The sequence below is a fragment of the Gottfriedia endophytica genome, assembly GCF_017814275.1.
In the GTDB taxonomy this organism is placed as follows: domain Bacteria; phylum Bacillota; class Bacilli; order Bacillales; family Bacillaceae_G; genus Gottfriedia; species Gottfriedia endophytica.
The window spans coordinates 86,170-104,676 of record NZ_JAGIYQ010000005.1; the positions used below are offsets into that span (position 1 = coordinate 86,170).

At 32.2% G+C, this 18,507-nt stretch carries 20 protein-coding genes, 1 pseudogene and 2 riboswitches; of the genes and pseudogenes, 7 read left to right on the top strand and 14 right to left on the bottom strand.

Going from position 1 to position 18,507, the window contains the following annotated elements; all coding sequences use genetic code 11:
• Positions 1–28: 28 nt before the first annotated feature.
• A riboswitch (TPP riboswitch) is annotated at positions 29–143 on the bottom strand.
• Positions 144–264: 121 nt separating this feature from the next.
• From J5Y03_RS08840 to J5Y03_RS08855, 5 genes and pseudogenes are all read right to left on the bottom strand, one after another.
• The gene (locus J5Y03_RS08840) at positions 265–846 is read right to left on the bottom strand and encodes a tetratricopeptide repeat protein (protein WP_209404709.1); all 582 of its coding nucleotides are present in this window, start codon (positions 844–846) and stop codon (positions 265–267) included.
• Between the two features lie 566 nt (positions 847–1,412).
• Positions 1,413–2,192 carry a glutamate racemase gene (murI, locus tag J5Y03_RS08845; protein WP_209404711.1) on the bottom strand — a complete coding sequence of 260 codons (780 nt, stop codon included), beginning with the start codon at positions 2,190–2,192 and terminating at the stop codon, positions 1,413–1,415.
• A gap of 450 nt (positions 2,193–2,642) precedes the next feature.
• The gene (locus J5Y03_RS08850; RefSeq protein WP_209404713.1) at positions 2,643–3,578 is read right to left on the bottom strand and encodes an ATP-grasp domain-containing protein; all 936 of its coding nucleotides are present in this window, start codon (positions 3,576–3,578) and stop codon (positions 2,643–2,645) included.
• Positions 3,579–3,593: 15 nt separating this feature from the next.
• Positions 3,594–3,701, bottom strand: a pseudogene (locus tag J5Y03_RS19825) (LLM class flavin-dependent oxidoreductase); the annotation flags it as partial.
• Between the two features lie 127 nt (positions 3,702–3,828).
• Positions 3,829–3,932: riboswitch (SAM riboswitch) on the bottom strand.
• A 271-nt stretch (positions 3,933–4,203) separates the two neighbouring features.
• Complete coding sequence (locus J5Y03_RS08855; RefSeq protein WP_209404715.1) at positions 4,204–5,415, bottom strand: MFS transporter; 1,212 nt, start codon at positions 5,413–5,415, stop codon at positions 4,204–4,206.
• Between the two features lie 115 nt (positions 5,416–5,530).
• On the opposite strand from J5Y03_RS08855, the gene J5Y03_RS08860 reads away from it, so the two are divergent.
• Positions 5,531–6,073 carry a CGNR zinc finger domain-containing protein gene (locus J5Y03_RS08860; RefSeq protein ID WP_209404717.1) on the top strand — a complete coding sequence of 181 codons (543 nt, stop codon included), beginning with the start codon at positions 5,531–5,533 and terminating at the stop codon, positions 6,071–6,073.
• A 280-nt stretch (positions 6,074–6,353) separates the two neighbouring features.
• On the top strand, positions 6,354–7,697 hold the full coding sequence (locus J5Y03_RS08865) for an Nramp family divalent metal transporter (protein WP_245208830.1): 1,344 nt from the start codon (positions 6,354–6,356) through the stop codon (positions 7,695–7,697).
• Between the two features lie 280 nt (positions 7,698–7,977).
• On the opposite strand, the gene J5Y03_RS08870 is transcribed toward J5Y03_RS08865, so the two are convergent.
• The 3 genes from J5Y03_RS08870 to J5Y03_RS08880 all read right to left on the bottom strand — a co-directional run bounded on the left by J5Y03_RS08870 (position 7,978) and on the right by J5Y03_RS08880 (position 9,162).
• Positions 7,978–8,355: a DUF2500 domain-containing protein gene (locus J5Y03_RS08870; protein ID WP_209404722.1), complete on the bottom strand. Its 378-nt coding sequence runs from the start codon at positions 8,353–8,355 to the stop codon at positions 7,978–7,980.
• Positions 8,356–8,421: 66 nt separating this feature from the next.
• A complete protein-coding gene (locus tag J5Y03_RS08875) occupies positions 8,422–8,760 on the bottom strand; it encodes a cupin domain-containing protein (protein WP_209404724.1) in 339 nt (112 codons plus the stop codon).
• 162 nt (positions 8,761–8,922) lie between these two features.
• On the bottom strand, positions 8,923–9,162 hold the full coding sequence (locus J5Y03_RS08880) for a hypothetical protein (protein ID WP_209404726.1): 240 nt from the start codon (positions 9,160–9,162) through the stop codon (positions 8,923–8,925).
• Positions 9,163–9,300: 138 nt separating this feature from the next.
• On the opposite strand from J5Y03_RS08880, the gene J5Y03_RS08885 reads away from it, so the two are divergent.
• Positions 9,301–10,053: a prolipoprotein diacylglyceryl transferase gene (locus tag J5Y03_RS08885; protein ID WP_245208831.1), complete on the top strand. Its 753-nt coding sequence runs from the start codon at positions 9,301–9,303 to the stop codon at positions 10,051–10,053.
• Positions 10,025–11,425, top strand: coding sequence for a radical SAM protein (locus tag J5Y03_RS08890; protein ID WP_209404728.1), 1,401 nt, complete (start codon positions 10,025–10,027; stop codon positions 11,423–11,425). Before J5Y03_RS08885 ends, J5Y03_RS08890 begins: the two co-directional genes overlap by 29 nt.
• 203 nt (positions 11,426–11,628) lie before the next feature.
• Here J5Y03_RS08890 and J5Y03_RS08895 read toward each other — a convergent pair whose 3' ends face one another.
• The 3 genes from J5Y03_RS08895 to J5Y03_RS08905 all read right to left on the bottom strand — a co-directional run bounded on the left by J5Y03_RS08895 (position 11,629) and on the right by J5Y03_RS08905 (position 13,858).
• Positions 11,629–11,799: a hypothetical protein gene (locus tag J5Y03_RS08895; RefSeq protein WP_209404731.1), complete on the bottom strand. Its 171-nt coding sequence runs from the start codon at positions 11,797–11,799 to the stop codon at positions 11,629–11,631.
• A gap of 71 nt (positions 11,800–11,870) precedes the next feature.
• The gene (locus tag J5Y03_RS08900) at positions 11,871–12,749 is read right to left on the bottom strand and encodes an AraC family transcriptional regulator (RefSeq protein WP_209404733.1); all 879 of its coding nucleotides are present in this window, start codon (positions 12,747–12,749) and stop codon (positions 11,871–11,873) included.
• A 275-nt stretch (positions 12,750–13,024) separates the two neighbouring features.
• Positions 13,025–13,858 carry a hypothetical protein gene (locus J5Y03_RS08905; protein WP_209404735.1) on the bottom strand — a complete coding sequence of 278 codons (834 nt, stop codon included), beginning with the start codon at positions 13,856–13,858 and terminating at the stop codon, positions 13,025–13,027.
• A gap of 367 nt (positions 13,859–14,225) precedes the next feature.
• On the opposite strand from J5Y03_RS08905, the gene J5Y03_RS08910 reads away from it, so the two are divergent.
• Genes J5Y03_RS08910 through arsC form a run of 3 tightly spaced genes read left to right on the top strand, consistent with a single transcriptional unit; the run spans position 14,226 to position 15,662 of the window.
• On the top strand, positions 14,226–14,576 hold the full coding sequence (locus J5Y03_RS08910) for an ArsR/SmtB family transcription factor (RefSeq protein ID WP_209404737.1): 351 nt from the start codon (positions 14,226–14,228) through the stop codon (positions 14,574–14,576).
• 33 nt (positions 14,577–14,609) lie between these two features.
• Positions 14,610–15,248, top strand: a complete 639-nt coding sequence (locus tag J5Y03_RS08915; RefSeq protein ID WP_209404739.1) for an MIP/aquaporin family protein — start codon at positions 14,610–14,612, stop codon at positions 15,246–15,248.
• A 12-nt stretch (positions 15,249–15,260) separates the two neighbouring features.
• Positions 15,261–15,662 carry an arsenate reductase (thioredoxin) gene (gene arsC / locus J5Y03_RS08920; RefSeq protein WP_209404741.1) on the top strand — a complete coding sequence of 134 codons (402 nt, stop codon included), beginning with the start codon at positions 15,261–15,263 and terminating at the stop codon, positions 15,660–15,662.
• A 49-nt stretch (positions 15,663–15,711) separates the two neighbouring features.
• On the opposite strand, the gene J5Y03_RS08925 is transcribed toward arsC, so the two are convergent.
• The 3 genes from J5Y03_RS08925 to J5Y03_RS08935 form a co-directional block, all read right to left on the bottom strand.
• Positions 15,712–16,578, bottom strand: coding sequence for a GNAT family N-acetyltransferase (locus J5Y03_RS08925; RefSeq protein WP_245208832.1), 867 nt, complete (start codon positions 16,576–16,578; stop codon positions 15,712–15,714).
• Between the two features lie 816 nt (positions 16,579–17,394).
• The gene (locus J5Y03_RS08930; RefSeq protein ID WP_209404743.1) at positions 17,395–17,847 is read right to left on the bottom strand and encodes a hypothetical protein; all 453 of its coding nucleotides are present in this window, start codon (positions 17,845–17,847) and stop codon (positions 17,395–17,397) included.
• Positions 17,840–18,154 carry a hypothetical protein gene (locus J5Y03_RS08935; protein ID WP_209404746.1) on the bottom strand — a complete coding sequence of 105 codons (315 nt, stop codon included), beginning with the start codon at positions 18,152–18,154 and terminating at the stop codon, positions 17,840–17,842. Before J5Y03_RS08935 ends, J5Y03_RS08930 begins: the two co-directional genes overlap by 8 nt.
• Positions 18,155–18,507: the final 353 nt, after the last annotated feature.

Here is an 18,507-nt window from a genome sequence, read left to right on the forward strand (position 1 = left end):
TGTATGCAATAATGAACATCTGTCATTAAAGTGTAAATTCTAACTTCCCCACGCTGGTATGAACCAGATCAGGTCCTGAGGGTTAAGAAACTATATCGCGTTTCTCTCTCAGCCCAACTATTTGGACACCCCTAGTTTTAAAACTTATGAAATTGTCTGAGATAAATATAAACCCAAAAATGATACTTGTAAATAATTTTATTTCATTTTATTTTTATGCACCATATTGAATTTTAATGATTAACTATTGAAAAATATTGGAAATCACACCCTTTTTCTAAGCTCAATTGCTTGCTCTGTTGAATGGATTAAAGAGTCGTCACCTTTTATTTTTCTAATTTCTAAAGCCTGCTCTAAGTAGTTTAACGCTTCTTCAACTTTTCCCATTTCGAGAAAACACTTTCCTTGATGCTGATAAATAAAATCGAGGTAAGAATTTTCTTCAACACTTCTACTTTTCAGTAACGCTTTTTGAAAAAAATCCAATGCTTCTTTATGCTTATTATCATACTTGAAAGTTTCACCCAAGCGAATGAGAGACACTATTTCTTGTTTTGAATTTTTATTTACTACAGATTGCTCAAGAGCTAATTGCAAATAATAAATTGCATTTCCAGGTTCCCCATAAATCCTATAAAGATTACCTAATGTTCCGTACAAAAAATACAGAGTATCTTGATTTTTTAATTCATCTTCACTTAATTGTATTACTACTTTTTCCGCATCAAGGATTAATTGCATTAGCTTAGTAGGATTAGATGTTTTTTCACGTAGATAGTCATTTTGGTCAAAATAGATGATTTTTGATAATGAGTTTAGCTCTTCTTTTAATTGATCTAAATTCATATGATTACTCCTTTTTCAATCCACACGTTTTATTATCTTGAAATAATTTAATTTCTCTTCAATTTAAAGAAACACGCACATCTATGAAGAATTCTAGTTTGAACCAAAAATAATTGCCTGTTTTTGGATTTGTAGTTGCTAATTTCAGACTTTCAGTATGTGTAAATTGATTTCCACTCCAGGATGCGCGCTTTCCTAGGGGCGTGAGCTGAGCCTCCTCGTCGCATATGCTCCTGCGTGGTCTCAGCCTTCCCGCATTTCCCACAGAAGCCCGGCATCCTTCCATTCCAATCAACTTCTGTCTTTGATATTACAAAACCTTGTAGCAACAATATAAAAAAAGAGCACAACTATTAAATGTACTGAACTAGACATATAATAAGATTTTTTACACCTAAGATACTTATCTGTTAAAACTTCTTGGAAGATAGAATTAAATATCTATGATCGAATAGTTTTCGCAACTTCCTCCCGACAACCATCAAAGTAAAGCTCTTTGATTTTGAAATAAAATTATTTTTGTATATTTTTTCAGTTAAAAGAAATAACCTAAACCACTTACTGAATTAAAGATTGTCATCTAAAATTCCGAGTAACTTTTTATAATTAGATAATGTCTCAGGATCTTCAATCATTTGGCCAGAATCAAAGAATGTAATAGTTCCTGTTCCGTTATCAATCTGATTTTTTGCTTCTAAAATTCTCTTTAAATTTTTAGCAGTTCCAATGCTTCCGTCAATAATCTCAACATCATCAGCAAACAGTTTCTTCACACAAGATTTAAAGTATGGGAAATGAGTACATCCAAGAACAACAGTACCAAATTGCGTTAAATCAAATTGAGACAATGCCTCTCGTAAATATGGTACAACCTTCTCATCACTAAATTCGGATTCCTCAGCAAACTCAACAAGACCAGGAAGAGGTAAGCTTTCAACAATATCATCATTATCTAAACTTTTTACTAGATTTTGAAATTTTTCTTCCTTTAGTGTCAATCTTGTTGCTAAAACTAATACTTTTTTTCGTGTCTCTTCACTTCTTTGTACGGCCGGTTTTACAGCTGGTTCAATCCCTAAAATAGGAAAATCGTACTTTTTACGCAAATCATCTACAGCTATACTCGTTGCTGTATTACATGCAATAACAACTGCTTTAACTTCTTGTTTTGCAAGAAAATCAATTGAATCAAAAATATATTGTTTTACCTCTTCCTTTGGTTTTTCCCCATAAGGAACATGTATAGTATCAGCATAGAAAATATAATCTTCATTTGGTAAGAATTTTAATGCTTTATGTAGTACAGTTAAACCACCTATACCTGAATCAAAAAAACCGATTTTCACTACTTTCACTCTCTTTCATAGTCGCTTCAACTCTATTCTAGCACTAACGTAAAGATTATCAGTACTTTTTCATCTTAGATTATTTTAAGATAAAGATGAATTTATTCAAAAGAATGAAAATCTCATGAAACACAAAATTAATATTCGATATTTTATTTCAATTTTTATCATTTAAATTATATAAAAATAAAAAATGAAGAAGGAAAAGTCAAATATGTACTTAAGATTGCTACTAATATTAGATCTGAGGTTGCTTACGGCAACATAAAAAGGAACTTCAATCTGTTATTATCCCCTTATAGTTGACGGTACATTCCTTTTTTTAACTGTCTACTATAAGGGGATATTACAAAAGCGAAATTCCTTGTTAATTAATAGCTTTTATTCTTTTTTGATTTTTACCATTATTGTTTTCGTTACTTCACCAAATTAAGCCGTTGGTGTTGTAGGTTATTTTTCTTCTAACGTCTTCTTTAAAAACAAAGCTAATTCAAGCATTCCGTATTTTCTTGCTTTTGCTTCTGCATCAGAATTATAGTTCGTGTTTGTATTGATATCGTAAGTAAAAATTGCACCTTCAGCATTTCTGATAAATTCGATTCCTGCAACTTGAATACTATTCCTAGCTAGAACCTCTTTATATTTATCTAAAATTTCATCCTCGAAACCTTCAATAATTTGGAACTTAGGCTTCTCTTCTACTTCTTCTCCTACTGGACAGAATAAATCGCCAATTTGGCATACGTCCGCTGGACAAAGTTCAAATCCGTCTGAAGTATCAACCTTAACAGCATAAACAAAGTTTCCTCCTACAAACTCACAACGAGTTATGTAGCTTTCAGGAGATTGAATGTATTCTTGAATAAGGGTAATGCCATCAACTGGTTCTTCGAAAGTAGGTCCTTCCACATAAGCTTTTAAAGCTTCTATACTATGGAATAATTGAACACCTAAGCCTTTACCGGCACGGTTATGCTTCGTAATAAACGACTGTCCTGCAAATGCTTCGGCTGCCTTAATAATGTTTTGTTTTCCAACCGCTGCAATCGTTTTTGGAGTCTTAACACCATACTTGTTTAACTCTAAGTATTGTAAAACCTTACTAACTTCTAGCTTTAGAGCGTTCGTTCCATTTAACACCGTTCGGCCATGTGCTTCTAGCCAAGCTAATATTTGCCCAGTAAATTCAGCTGCAAAACGATGATCACGTGTATGAGAAGAAGCACTCATTCGGCTATAGAAGATTCCTTCTGGTGGTTCTGTCGATAAGTCTAATGTTCCTTCGTCTAAATGCCATTCTTCATAAGGAACACCAAGTTCCTCTAATCTATTCGTTAGATGGACTGTCCACTCACTATTTTCATGTATTACATATACTTTACTCATTTTTCGGACCCCTTTTTAGCTATTTATTAAACTACGTTTTTGTTCAACTAATGGCATAACCTGCTTTGAAAATCGTTCCATTTCCTCTAGTTGAGGTGAAAATTGTAATAACAATAAGTCTAAGACAAAAACCATATTTCAATTCTATTCTCTCATAGACTATTCTAATTACACAGTTTCCCTATGGATTAAGTTGGATTTATGAATAAATAAAAAAACTCTCCTCCTTAGAAAAGAGTTTTTAACTCTCTTCTCATCTTTCAAGCGATGTGCTTGCTGGAATTGGCACAGTATTCATAAGAACCTGCTGCCGAGGCTTCAAAGGGCCAGTCCCTCCACCTCTCTAGATAAGAAAAAAATGAATATTTTAATTAACTAATGCGATAATAGTTTAAATTTATCAAATTGTCAAACAAACACTTCTAAACTCTAAATGAATAACTGATTAACCCGGTAAAGGAAAATTTATCATTCAATCAAATTTAGTCTGAGAATAAAAATTCTCAGGATATGTTCAATTCGGTTAATAGCCAATTAAAATTTTTTTCGAGTACATTGAAATAATAAAGTATCACTTTCAACTTTAATAAATCATTTAAAATGGTGTTCCTTTTAACACACCTCTCTACTGATTTTCCCACAATTTTTGATGAGATTGTATTTGTAATGTTTCATTTTCCGCTTCCATCTTTTTTTGAATAGAATGAAATATCACAAAAGCAATAACACCTATTACAAAATAGATAAGCCATGGCCAAACTGCATAATGAAATTTACTTAGCCAAGCACCAAAATAATTCCCTATTGAGCCTCCCAGTGCCCAAGAAGTTTGAAACATTCCAAAAAATAAGCCAGCAGGTTTGTTCGTACTAAATTGTGCTACTGCCATTTCTCCTGCTGGTAAAACCATTGTTTCACCTAATGTATAAAGACACACACAACATAGAACCCAATAGATTGATGGAATAATAGGAATCATAGCAATGGCAAACCCCATAATCAAAACACCTATTTTTACCATTATAATTGGATTCAACTTGATAAATAACCCACGTAAGAAAAACATAAATAGTAGTCCTGTAATTCCATTAGCAATAAATATAGAGCTTACTAATTCTTTATTTTTAGTTAAAGCATAGGCTTTCAGTGGAAACGAAATATTCAATTGTGCAAACATGATCCAAAATAAAATCATGACACTTATAAAAGCTAAAAAATGTTTATTGGAAAATGTATATTTTACACTATCCAAGATCTTTTTATTGTCTTTGATTGTTGCTGGATATTGATTTCGATACATATAAACCGCACATGCTAACACTAGCATGCTAATACCTGCAATGGAAAAAGGATATATTGGACCTAATTTTACGAGACTTGCTCCTATTAATGGTCCTATGATAACTCCTGTGTTTAAAACTTGATTAAAATAAGTAAATGTTTTTTTTCTTACATTTTCCTCTTGAGAAGCAAAGAAGGCAGTTACTGAAGGATCAAACAATGCTCCTACAAGTCCTATAAAGAAAGCTGAAAACACTACAAACTCAAACTTTTTTGCAACTATAAATAAACAAAAACCTAATCCTCTTATTATAACTCCTAAAACAATATGTACAGTATGACTTCCATGATCGCCAATAAATCCTGTAATAAGTGGTAATCCGCGCTGTGAAATCAAAATTGTTGTTAAAACCGTTCCTATTTCTAAAGAAGAAAAATGAAGATTTTCTGATAAATAAATAGCCAAGAAAGGCATAATCATAAAACTTCCTGTATTCATAAATAAAACTGCTGTAAGTAAGATTTTGATCGAAACAGGAATTTTTAATGTCGTCAAATATATCCACCCCTAATATGTAACCACTTATCTTTTTAGATGGTTACTAATTGTAATATCATCATATCAATAGTAAGATAATAATGTCAACGACTAAAACGGTTAGGTGGTTAACATGGAACATAATCAATTAGCACCAGGAAGGTTGGAGATTATCCGTACCTTTTTAAACACTTGGGAAATACCAAATGACACTAGGGAACCAATCGATCAGTTAAAAGACGAAAAATATCTAACAATATTTATTAAGGAAAATTTCTCTTCTATTGATTTTAATAGTGCAAATTTAGATGAACTTTTTCAATTTCGTAATGATATTAGAAAATCAATTGAACATGGTGAACTAGAATTATTAAATGTATGGTTACTAAAAAAGCCTCTTCACGTTGTAATTTCAAATCAAAATATGCTCCAATATGCACCAGTGAAAGAACATGATATCATTTATGAAATGCTTCAAATTATTGTAGAAAGCATTGGATTAAATCAATGGCATCGACTTAAAGCTTGCCCAGACTGCAAATGGGTTTTTTATGATTATTCAAAGAATGGAAGCAAACGATGGTGTGGCATGTATGCAGGAAATCCTAAAGGTAGAGCCTGTGGGACGATTGCCAAAGTAAAAAGGTATCGAGAGAAAAATAAGAAAACTCTTTAACTATAATCCTTTCATAATTAATATGATGTCCCTTCAGTTTTGAACTGAAGGGAATTTTTATAAGAATATGAGTTACACCACAACACCTCAAACGCTTACACCTTCGAATTATCAAACAATTCAAGTGAAAATAATTGACATTCTTGTTAATAAGAATTACTATAAAATAAAAGTTTCCCTAAGGAAACATTTATTGCCTAGTGTAACTTTTTTTGAATAAGCAAACATATACTAATTATAAATAAATTAAAAAATAATCATGAAGAACGGGGTGGTGAAAATGGAAGCTGAAAAAGTTGAGTACGGTGGGGAACAAGGCTGGAAAAGAGAACGAACTAATAGTAGTTTAAATGAGGTTAATAAAAGTATTCCTGTCAAAAAAACAGGAAGCTTTTTTAGAAGATTACTATCTTTTATGGGGCCAGGATATTTAGTGGCAGTTGGGTATATGGACCCCGGGAACTGGGCTACTTCAATAGCAGGTGGGTCTGCTTTTGGCTATACATTACTTTCTGTTATCTTAGTTTCAAATTTAATGGCCATTTTACTTCAAGCTTTAGCTGCAAAATTAGGAATTGTGACAGGTAGAGATTTAGCTCAAGCTTGTCGGGATCATTATAGCAAACGTGTAGCATTCTTCTTATGGATACTCTGTGAATTAGCAATCGCAGCATGTGATTTGGCTGAGGTAATTGGATCGGCAATTGCGTTAAATTTATTGTTTGGAATACCATTAGTTTATGGGGTGTGTATCACTGCATTCGATATTTTATTAGTTCTTTTATTACAAAATAAAGGATTTCGTCATATCGAAGCGATTGTAATTACTTTAATTGTAACAATTGCTATCTGTTTTGGAATCGAAATGATTTTATCTAAGCCAGATATGGGCGCGGTATTATCTGGATTTGTACCTAACTCTAGCATTATCTCTAATCCAAAAATGTTGTATATTTCTCTAGGTATTATTGGAGCTACGGTAATGCCTCATAATCTCTATCTTCACTCATCTATCGTACAGACTAGAAATTATGGAGAAACAGCTGAAGGAAAAAAATCAGCTATTAAATTTGCAACTATTGATTCTACTGTTGCATTAATGATGGCATTGTTTGTAAATGCAGCAATATTAATCTTATCTGCAGCAGCTTTTCATACTAGTGGACATAAGGATGTTGCTGAAATCCAAGATGCCTATCATTTATTAGATCCTCTATTAGGAACAGGAATTGCTGCAATTGTATTTGGGGTTGCATTATTAGCTTCAGGGCAAAATTCAACATTAACTGGAACATTAGCGGGTCAAATCGTTATGGAAGGTTTCTTAGATATTCGATTAAAACCATGGGTTCGTCGCTTAATAACTCGTCTGATTGCAATCATTCCAGCAGTTATTGTCACATTAATATATGGTGAAAAAGGAACTGGCCAATTGCTAATTCTTAGCCAGGTTATCTTATCTTTACAATTATCATTTGCAGTTGTTCCACTTGTCATGTTTACAAGTGATAAAAAGAAAATGGGTGAATTTGTTAATAAACCGTGGATAAAATGGCTCGCATGGTTTGTAACTGCGATAATTATCGTATTAAACGTTTATCTTCTTTGGGGAACTTTCTTTTAAATTATTAAAATATAAAATGATTGAAAAAGGAGAAACTGACGGGTTTCTCCTTTTTCAATAAATTACTTATTAATTTATTTGCCGTTCCTTAATTTCTTTTCATTTTTTTCACTGTAATAGAAAAATGCATTTATTGAAAGGAAACCAACTATACCTAATATACCACAAAGAATTGTAACAAAAGTGGTCATTGTAAGTCCTCCATATATAACGGCTAGGCTAATAAAAATGATTTACAGAATACCTACAGACTATACAATATTCTTTCACTTTTAAAATTTCAATTTAGAATATTTGGATGTTTAGTTCGGGTATAACCTAGATACCTTGTGCCTTGAAACTCCAACTCTCCATTATCTCCTTCTACAAGCTGCCCATATTCTTGCCCTGTTACTTGAAATTCTACTCTGTCACCACTATCAAATTCGAACGTAACAAAATATTGATGATAAACATTAGTTTCTCCTCCACCACTAGTACTTGTTCTTTTTGTTACAACTTTTGCTTTCGTATTTATTCTAGGTTGGTGATTATTTTTGTTCCATGTAGAAATACCCTTAATAATCATTGTAAGTATTGTTCCCAAAATAATCACAAAGATAATCCCAATGAAATATGGACCTATCCTAAATATTAAATCTCCTTGATTCTCAAACATTTAATCTCTCCTTTTATTAATCGTTATTATTTTAGAAATATGTATTTATTAGATATTCAAGTCGAATCAATTACTTCCGATTACATCATTTACCGCTTTTTCAAAACATAAATTTACCGTGCGTTCTTTAGAACGAGTACGATGCATTGTATTTGCAGGTATTGTAAAAATTTCACCAGGCTTCAACGAAACAGTCCGATCTTCTAAATCTATAAAAAGCCCACCTTCTAAGACATAAAACAATTCATCACATTCATCATGTTTATGCCAATGAAATTCTCCGTCAATTACAGCAATCCTAAGTGCATGATCATTTACTTTACTGACAATAAAATTTGTGTACTCGTTTTTGTCTTTAATTAAATCTTTTAAGTTTAAAACTTCTAATTGTCCAATTTTGTTCATAACATAGTCTCCTATCGTTTTTAAACGTTCATATTGTGCTTTAATAGTGTTTCGAATAAAAACGCTAAACCTATTGAACTAACAATCTTTTATGCATTCTCGTTCATCTTTTTATATAGTCCAATGTCAAGTTTAGTAAAAAAGCTTTAAAATATATTTTGTTTAATTGAAGGTCATAGCACCACAAATCAGAAAAAGAATGAATATGGCGATTGGTAATGATAGAAAAAAACCTAGCGCAAAAAACTTTCTCCCAGTTTGAACCCATACAAGTATCCCTATTACAATTGGAACTAGTACTGCGAATAATGACAGAAATAATACACTTAACAATGATATGATTCCGAGTATGAGACCAAGAAAAAAATCTGCAATCGGTTGATGTTTTGTTGGAGTAACCATCCGTTCATCTCCTCTCAAGTTATAAAGCCTACTTTATCCTATGATAGTATAATATTCAGAAAAATAGTATCATAGTTTATAGAAAAGTTTCATAATTCAATTACTTTATAAGGATGTGATTGTATCCACACACCTGTAATGATTCCTATTTTCGGTCTTCACCTTCATCCACATCGTTTTTTCGAAAGTTTAGCTTTTTTTATTGGCTTTCGAATTTATTTACGATTCAGACGTAAAACAACAATTAGCGAAGAAAAGACGGTCTATATCTTAATCGGTGCTATTTTAGGTTCATTTATTGGTAGTGCATTAGTTGCTTCACTACAAGATATTTCAAAGCTAACCCATAGCATAGAAACGTACGGTTTTGTAGGTATTTTTCAAGGAAAAACGATTGTCGGTGGGCTTTTTGGTGGAATTTTGGGCGTAGAAACTGGAAAGAAAGTTGCTGGTCATACAAAATCCACAGGAGACGACATGGTTATTCCACTAGCTGTTGCTATGTGCATAGGCCGGATCGGTTGTTTCTTAACAGGATTACAAGATGATACATATGGAAACCCGACGTCTTTCATTTTTGGCATTGATGTTGGTGATGGTGTAAAACGTCACCCTACATCCCTTTATGATATCGCTTTTTTATTGGTTATCGTGACAGTGATACGGATCTTTACGCACCAAAAACCATATGAGGGATTTCAGTTTGCTTTATTTTGTACATCGTATTTTCTGTATCGATTTGGTATCGAATTTCTAAAACCAACGATTAAACCATATCTCGGATTAAGCAGTATCCAGTGGACCTGTGTTCTCGGATTGCTCTATTATTCAATTTATTTTATTGTGAAAAGGAGAATGAAATATGCCGAATCGCCCGTATACATACACTGATTTTACGCTATCTGTCTGCAGTAAATGTTTGCGTAAAGTTGAAGCAAAAATTATTATCGAAAATGAATGTGTCTACATGTTAAAACGTTGTAAACACCATGGAATGGAAAAAGTTTTAATTTCAACAGATGTTCCGTATTACGAATTGTGTCGTCAGTTCATCAAACCAAGCGAAATGCCGCATAGATGGAACACCCCAATCAAATATGGTTGTCCGTACGATTGTGGTCTCTGTCCGGATCATGAACAACATAGTTGTTTAAGTATCCTTGAAATTACAGACGTTTGTAACTTACAGTGTCCAATTTGTTATGCTGATAGTTCTCCTAAACGTACAACATGGAAAGACCTCGAGACGATTAAAAAAATGTTTGATACGATCATCAAAAATGAAAAAGAAGCAGATGTTGTTCAAATTTCAGGTGGTGAACCAACGATCCACCCTCAGTTTTTTGAGATTTTGGACGAAGCAAAAAAACGAAGTATCAAACATTTAATGATTAACACCAACGGACTTCGTATAGCAAATGATGAAGCCTTTGTAAAAAAACTTGCAACGTATAAACCAGGTTTTGAAATTTATCTTCAATTTGACAGTTTTGAAAAAGAAACATTATTAGAACTACGCGGTCAAGACTTACGAGAGGTTAGACAAAAAGCGATTGACCATTTAAACAAATACAACATAAGTACTACCCTTGTTGCTGTTCTAAAAAAGGGATTGAATGATCATGAAATCGGTAAAATCATTAAATGGGGAACAGAGCAAAAATGTGTTCGCGGTGTAACTTTTCAACCCATTCAACACGCTGGTCGAACTAAAAATTACGACCCTTCTACTGAACGCTTAACACTTAGCGAAGTTCGTCAAGAAATTATTCATCAAAGTGAATTTTTCTCAAGCGACGATATCATTCCTGTTCCTTGTCACCCTGATAGTTTGGCAATGGGATATGCGTTAAAATTAGGTGGAAAAATCACGCCCTTAACAAGTGTCATTGACAAAAATATTTTATTAGAAGGTGAACGTAACACAATTGTATTTGAAAGTGACGAAGCACTTCGAAACAAAGTCTTTAAATTGTTTAGTTTAAACCATTCACCAGAAAGTGGCTTCAAAGGTTTAAAAGACTTATTATGTTGTCTTCCGAAAGTAATCTTACCGAATGGTATGGGATATGAAAATGTATTCCGTGTTCTCATCATGAAATTCCAAGACAATTATGATTTAGATGTACGTAGTGTCAAAAAATCATGTGTTCACTTTGTGACAACTGACGATAAAATGATTCCATTTGATACGTACAATTTGTTTTACCGGGATGATAAAGAAGCATATTTAGAAACTCTTCGTGAAGAAATTACAAACTAGAAAAAATGACATTCTTAATATGAACTTAGTGGAAATGATAGGGCACATACAGTGTCCTATTCTTTACCGCATTCTAGCCTCTCGTTCTTTTACGTTAAATGTTAAGTGATCAAACAGAGGTACTGCATCAAAATATTTTTGAATGCATATTTCTTCATCAACAAAATAAACCGGTGCAAATATGTGACCATATCCTTTAGATTTCATATATTCATAGATTTGTTGTTTTTTAATGATTGAGAATACCCTATATCATTAAGATTCGCTTTTATTACGAAATCACCATAACGATATACCTTTCTTGTTGAACCTATTCCGATGAATTTTTCATTAATCCAGTATTTCTTCCAATCTTGTATAAGCCCTACAAGCACTGTCTATCCTCCTCAATTTCACCTTAAAAAGAGCTGCCGAAACAGCTCCACCGATTCTAGTAATCTCTTACTTAATTTTTCTTTTTCAAAATCGGTATCCATATTTCACTTTTAAAAGTTGGTGAGATTATATCTTTTTCTTCACACCACAAGATCTCTGGACCTTCTGTTTGTTCATAGTTAGAGGATGGAAACCATTCTGAATAAATACGTCCCCATACATTTTGTAGCGCACTTGGGAACGCTCCGATTGCTTCGAACACTGCCCAAGATGACGCAGGAACTTCAAGTTGTGTTAGATACTCTGGACACTCCTTAGTTGTTGCTACACCAATATAATGATCTAACTCTCCTTTTTCCTCCATCCTACCTTCAGAAAAGTTCGTGGATACATTTAGGAGACCAAAAGGCTCAACATTAGAAAGGTTTTTAAGTTCATTTCTTTTCTCACTATCTAAACTTTGCCACATAGACGCAATCTCTGGATTAACCCCATTGAAAATAATAGGAACTCTTTTCTTAATCCCAACAATGCGAAATGCCTCTTTTTCTTCAATTCGATAGTTCATTTCACTTCCTCCTTTAATTGTTAACTGGAAGGTCATTCTTGGATATGCTTTAAGTGGAAGGAAGCTATTTCTCGCTTCTGTCGGTGTTATACCGTGCAAATTTTGAAATGCTCGTGTGAAGGAATCTGGTGAGTTATATCCATATTTTATCGCAAGGTCAATAACCTTTATGTTGCTATCTTTCAACTCAAATCCAGCTAAAGTAAGTCGTCTGCGGCGGATGTATTCCGATAATGAAATACCAGCAAGGAAGGAAAACATTCTTTTAAAATGATATTCAGAGCAAAAAGCAATTCTTGCTACTTCTTTGTAGTCAATTTCGTTAGTGAGGTTTTCTTCAATATACTTTATTGCCCCATTCATGTTCTTAAGCAAATCCATCATATGACCTCCTTTATCTTAAGAATAGCAGGAGTTAAATGTATCTATCCGACATTTCGTGCACAATTGTGTAGGGGCTATGTTTACACTTGAAATCTACAAATTTCTGCAAAATATTATTTATACTATTTCTATATTTTACTTATTAAATCCTTTTAAAAAGAAAAAGAAGCTGATTTTCAACTCCTCGTAAATTGTTAATATTAAAAACTAAAAAAAGACTATCTAATAAGACAGTCTTTCTACACTTTGGATATATAAATATAATTCTGTATTTATTTTAAACCCATTTCATACTTGTTAGTTAGTATTCCGTTCTCAAAGTCAAGTGATGCATAGTTATCTCCCCAAGGTGCATCAAATGTATAGGTCTCGTAAGTTGTAGTGATGTTGTCTGAATCTGTATAGCTAGAACTTGAATCTAAGGTACCATGTATACCGAAGATCGCAATTACTTGGGCATAACTCATACCTATTTGCACATTCTTGTATTCTTCTAAAGTAGCTCCAGATAATGTCCATGTTTTGAACCAAACATAATCTTCCACTTTTTTAGTCAGCTTAATCCAAGTAGTCTGTATTTTAACTTTGTTAGAAGTAATGTAAACTGTTGACGATTTAGTTTGCTTTACCCATTTTTTACCTGATTTTTTATAATCAGTATATATGATTATACCTTTGAACCATTGGGAATTAACTTTAGATAACTTAGTATTTTTAATAGCTTGAATATTGATCTTTTTACCTTTACTGGTAAAGCCAGTTAGAGCTTTTTTTGTAGATGGTGCTGTAAATGCTTGGGCATTAGATGAAACAGTAAAATTGTATACTGGGTCGTAGTCAATGTATCTTGTCTCATAGCTGTTACCATTTAACATATTAGTAGCATCATCATATTCGGCTGTTTGTGTATCCAATGTTTTGGCATTTATTGTTTTTCCAGTAGAATCTTGAACTTGTAGAAATTTGCCATTTGGAGATAATGAGAATTCAGTACCAGCTTTTATTTTTACATTAGTTGTACTTGCTTCAGCTTTTGATGTAGTAATTCCTGTTAACAATCCTACTGATAATGCTCCAATAGTAACTACTTTTATTAATTTTTTCATCTTTATTGCTCCTTGCCCATTCACAATCTGTGATTTCTTAGTTGGTTGATTAAAGTATTGCCTATAAATTTTACAAATTTTTCATATTCCTTTCTTAGTTGTCGATTTTTATTATGTAAAATTTTGGAATCTTTCACATTATATTATTTTAAGAAAACACTTTCAATTAGAATAATAAAATATTAATAGGTATATTTATGATTGATAATAAACTAAAAAATAAAACTTTCCATTACTTCAAACCACCTAATTATTTACAAAATGCAACTATTTTCAATTGATAATTATAACTATACAGATTAATATAAGTATATACTTATATAAACGATTAATTATATGTTATAGACTTTTTGAACGGAGGATTTTAATGTTTACTTCATCATTACTAATTGAAGATGTTTCAAATGTATTGAAATTATTAAGCGATAAGACTCGATTAACAATGATTGCAATTTTAGTTCAACAAGAATGTTGTGTATGCGAATTTGTTGAAGCGTTTGATATGAGCCAACCTTCCATTAGTCAACATTTACGAAAACTAAAAGACGGTGGAATTGTGAAGGAAACTAAAAAAGGACAATGGGTTTATTATTCAATAAATAAACAGTCGGAGTTCTATCCTTTAATTTCAAATATTTTAGAACACACACCAACTCAAACTGAACTCATTGATAAGTTAATTAAAAATAGTCCTGTAAGACAGAAATGTTGTAATTAACAAGATAGCTATGAAAAAGGGAGAAATAATTTAATGAAGAAACAACTTACTGCAGAGTTTCTAGGTACATACTTTTTAGTATTTGCTGGAACAGGTGCAATAGTAATTGATAAGCTAACAGGTGAGCTTACACATGTAGGAGTTTCACTAACCTTTGGTTTAGTAGTAGGTGCATTAATATTCGCATTTGGACATGTTTCCGGTGCACATTTTAATCCAGCTGTAACAATCAGTTTCTTGCTTTTAAAGAAAATTGATAGTAAGTCTGCTTTGAACTACATTTTAATCCAGTGTAGTAGTGCCTTATTAGCAAGTATTACAATCGAATATTTATTTGGAAATGTAGCAAATTTAGGAGCAACTTTACCTAGAGGTAGCTCACAACAGGCATTTATTATGGAATTTTTATTAACATTTTTGTTAGTCATGGTGATTTTATCATCCGCTCTTCATAAAAAAGCTAATACTTCTTTTGCAGCTATAGCAATTGGTGCAACAGTTGGATTAGAGGCGATGTTTGGTGGTCCAATCACCGGGGCTTCTATGAATCCTGCACGTTCTTTAGCACCTGCAATTGTTTCAGGAAACGTATCTACTTTATGGATTTATTTAATCGCAACAACATTAGGGGCGATTGTAGCAACTTATGTCTATAAAATCATTCAAGAATAGAGGGTACTTAATATGGTAAAGAAAACAATCTACTTTTTATGTACAGGTAACTCTTGCCGTAGCCAAATGGCTGAAGCATGGGGAAAAAAATACTTAGAAAATGAATGGAATGTTCTTTCCGCTGGAATAGAAGCACATGGAGTAAATCCTAATGCAATCAAAGCAATGGATGAGGTAGGTATTGATATTCGCAATCAGACTTCAGATATAATTGATAATGAAATCCTAAATAATGCAGATTTAGTTGTTACATTATGTGGTCATGCGAATGATGTTTGTCCTGTAACACCATCACATGTAAAACGTGTTTACTGGGGTTTTGATGATCCAGCTGGTCAAGAATGGTCTGTTTTCCAAGAAGTACGTGACCAAATTGGTGGACGTATTAAAAAATTTGCTGAACTCGGTGAGTAAAAAATAAAGAACCTTCTAATAAAATAGGAGGTTCTTTATTTTTTACATCTTATCCAAAAGCCTGAGCTACGATTCCAAAATACGTGTTATTCCTTGGAGGTAATTGCATTGAGTTATTAATCATAATAGGAGGTTGGCTTACTTGAACAAAACCACGCTCTTTTAAATAGGACATAAACTTTTCATTCCCTGAAGGAACGTCAATTCTATACTTACCTTCATAACTTTTAATTAGATGGTTAAGGATTAAAGTCGCTGTTTCTGGATTATTAGCAACGATAGGTCCCAGAATTAAATTAACAGGTCCTAAAACAGTTAAACCATACCCTATTATCTCGCCGTCAATATTTTTAACAACTAATGAATCTTTTGATTGGGCAATTCTATTAATAAGAAGATTTTTTCTGTCCACACCAAATGCATCTTTATCTATCTTTAAGACTTGAGTTAGATCTTTCTTTTCCATTGGCATGATTGAATAATTAGAAACGTTAACAGTTCCCTTAAAAACATACTGATCACAAAGAAATTTATGAATACAATCTCTTGTAACAAACCCCATCTTTTCATACATTGGTTTACCCTCTTCTGTTGCAATCAACATAGAAGTCACATTGTTTGAAACTGATTCGATACATTTTTGAGTTACAATTCTTCCCAACCCTAATCCTCTATATTCTTCATTAACACTAACTATCCCAATCCATGCAAGCTTTGAATCATATTCAACAATTGCCGCACTAGAAATGATTTTTCCATCCTCATTTTTGTGCCCATAAATTATACCAGAAGACATGATTGTTTTTAGTTCATCTGTATCATAATCCCATCCCATTGAAGCTGTTAATTCAATTAGTCCAGGAATATCATCAATTTCTAACTTAGTTAAATTCATTTCTTTTATTTTTAGATTCATAAACGACACTCCAAATCATTGTATTTGAGATGAAAACTTAACTTTTTCACCTTAACTTCTTTATCTTTTTCGTATTTCGAAAACACTTTAAAATTTATTTTAAATCATTTTCAATTTTCTAACTATATGTAAATTCAAGTTGATCTACTAGTTTCCTTTTAGAAAAAAAAACAAAAAGAGCTGATTACTTTCAACTCTTCAAAAATCGCTATTATATAAGCATTTAAATTAATACTTTTTCTTCATTAACTTTTTATTATAAAAAATCCCTGTCAATTTTACAGCGAATATCGAGGATATGATCATAATCAAAGCAGCTAGAAAAATCGAATGTGCCACTCCTATTTTATATAGTAGGAAGGATATTACTGATGAAATAATCATGTATAAAACAAATTGCAATCCAACCCCCATACTCAATTTACCTCCTAAGCTTTTTATTTTTTGTAAAACAAAAGCTTATTTTAACTTAACTTACTTTATCTTATATATTATTTAAAAGATAAAAAAATGCACCACTTATTTATTCATTATTTCAAAACAAGTTAACTCCTACTATCATTTTTCATTAGCAGGTGTTAATCATATTTCTTTTATCTACTTTTTGACCAATTTATCTAGCTTATTGTCAAACTAAGATATACTAACATTTAAAGTGCAATTGAATTGAATAAAACTAATTAATTATCACAATGTAATTTCGCTAACTAATAAACTGATGCCTTCTACTATTAATCTTAGAGCTGATTAAACAGTTCCTATAATTTTTTAGCACAAAAAAACCTCACAATTGTGAGGTTTAAGAAACTAAATTTATTACTTTATTGATACACCTAAAATATTCGCAACTGTGTGCAGATTATCACGATTCACTTTAATCAGCTCAGCAATTTTGGTTGGATTTTTTGATTTAATCGCATCTTGTAATTCATCATATTTACCATGAATCTCTTCAGCATAAGCTGTGCCTTTCTTATCCTTTAACGGTGGGAGAATAGCAGCGTGAAACTCATTGTGCAAATTGTCCGCAATCGTTGTAGCATCTCCAAAATTTTTGTTCTTTACATCTTGTTCAATTTTTGTAAATCCATTTAATTCATCTTGAAATGCTTTCGTTAAAGCTGTATGAGATTCACCCATTTTGTTATGATCCATTTTCATATTATTCATTGATGTTTTATTCGAAGTATCTTTTTTTTCTGCATTACCACATCCTGCTAATCCTAGTACTAAAACTGCTCCAATTGCTGCGACGATTTTTTTATTCATGGTAATTTTTTCTCCTTTTTAGTTGATTATGTTTAGTCATTCTTGTATTAACCCACATCCAAATCCCACTAATGCTTAAAACAATCATACAAATAGCTCCAAAATCAGTTACCCATACAATAGATACATTGCCTACTGTACCTGAATGAAGTCCAAAAATAAAATTTTGTAATTTCATTTCTGCATCTGAATTGTAACCAATCAATGAACGATGATTTAATAATAAACCTGAAATTGCCATTATCAATACTATAATTGCTCCTATTAACCCTGTTACTCGATGAACAATTCTTAAAATACGATACATGTTAAACTCCTTAAATCCAAACAACATTTATACAAAACATTGAAGTAATATTATTCCCACTCTAATTGATATTATTTTCCAATTTCCCAATACTTGAAATAATTATCATAAATACTTTCCTACTATATACAATAAATGTGAGAGATTTGTGAAATACCTTTGTTTAAATAAAAAATTGTTACTATTTTAGAATATGTTAGTTGATTACAACTCCAGGATGCTCCCTTTCCGTGGGGCGTGAGCTGAGCCTCCTTGTCGCTATCGCTCCTGCGGGGTCTCAGCCTTCCCGCTAGTCCCACAGGAGTGTCGCACCTTCAGCTCGAATCAACTTCTGCCTTTAAAATTAAAAATCT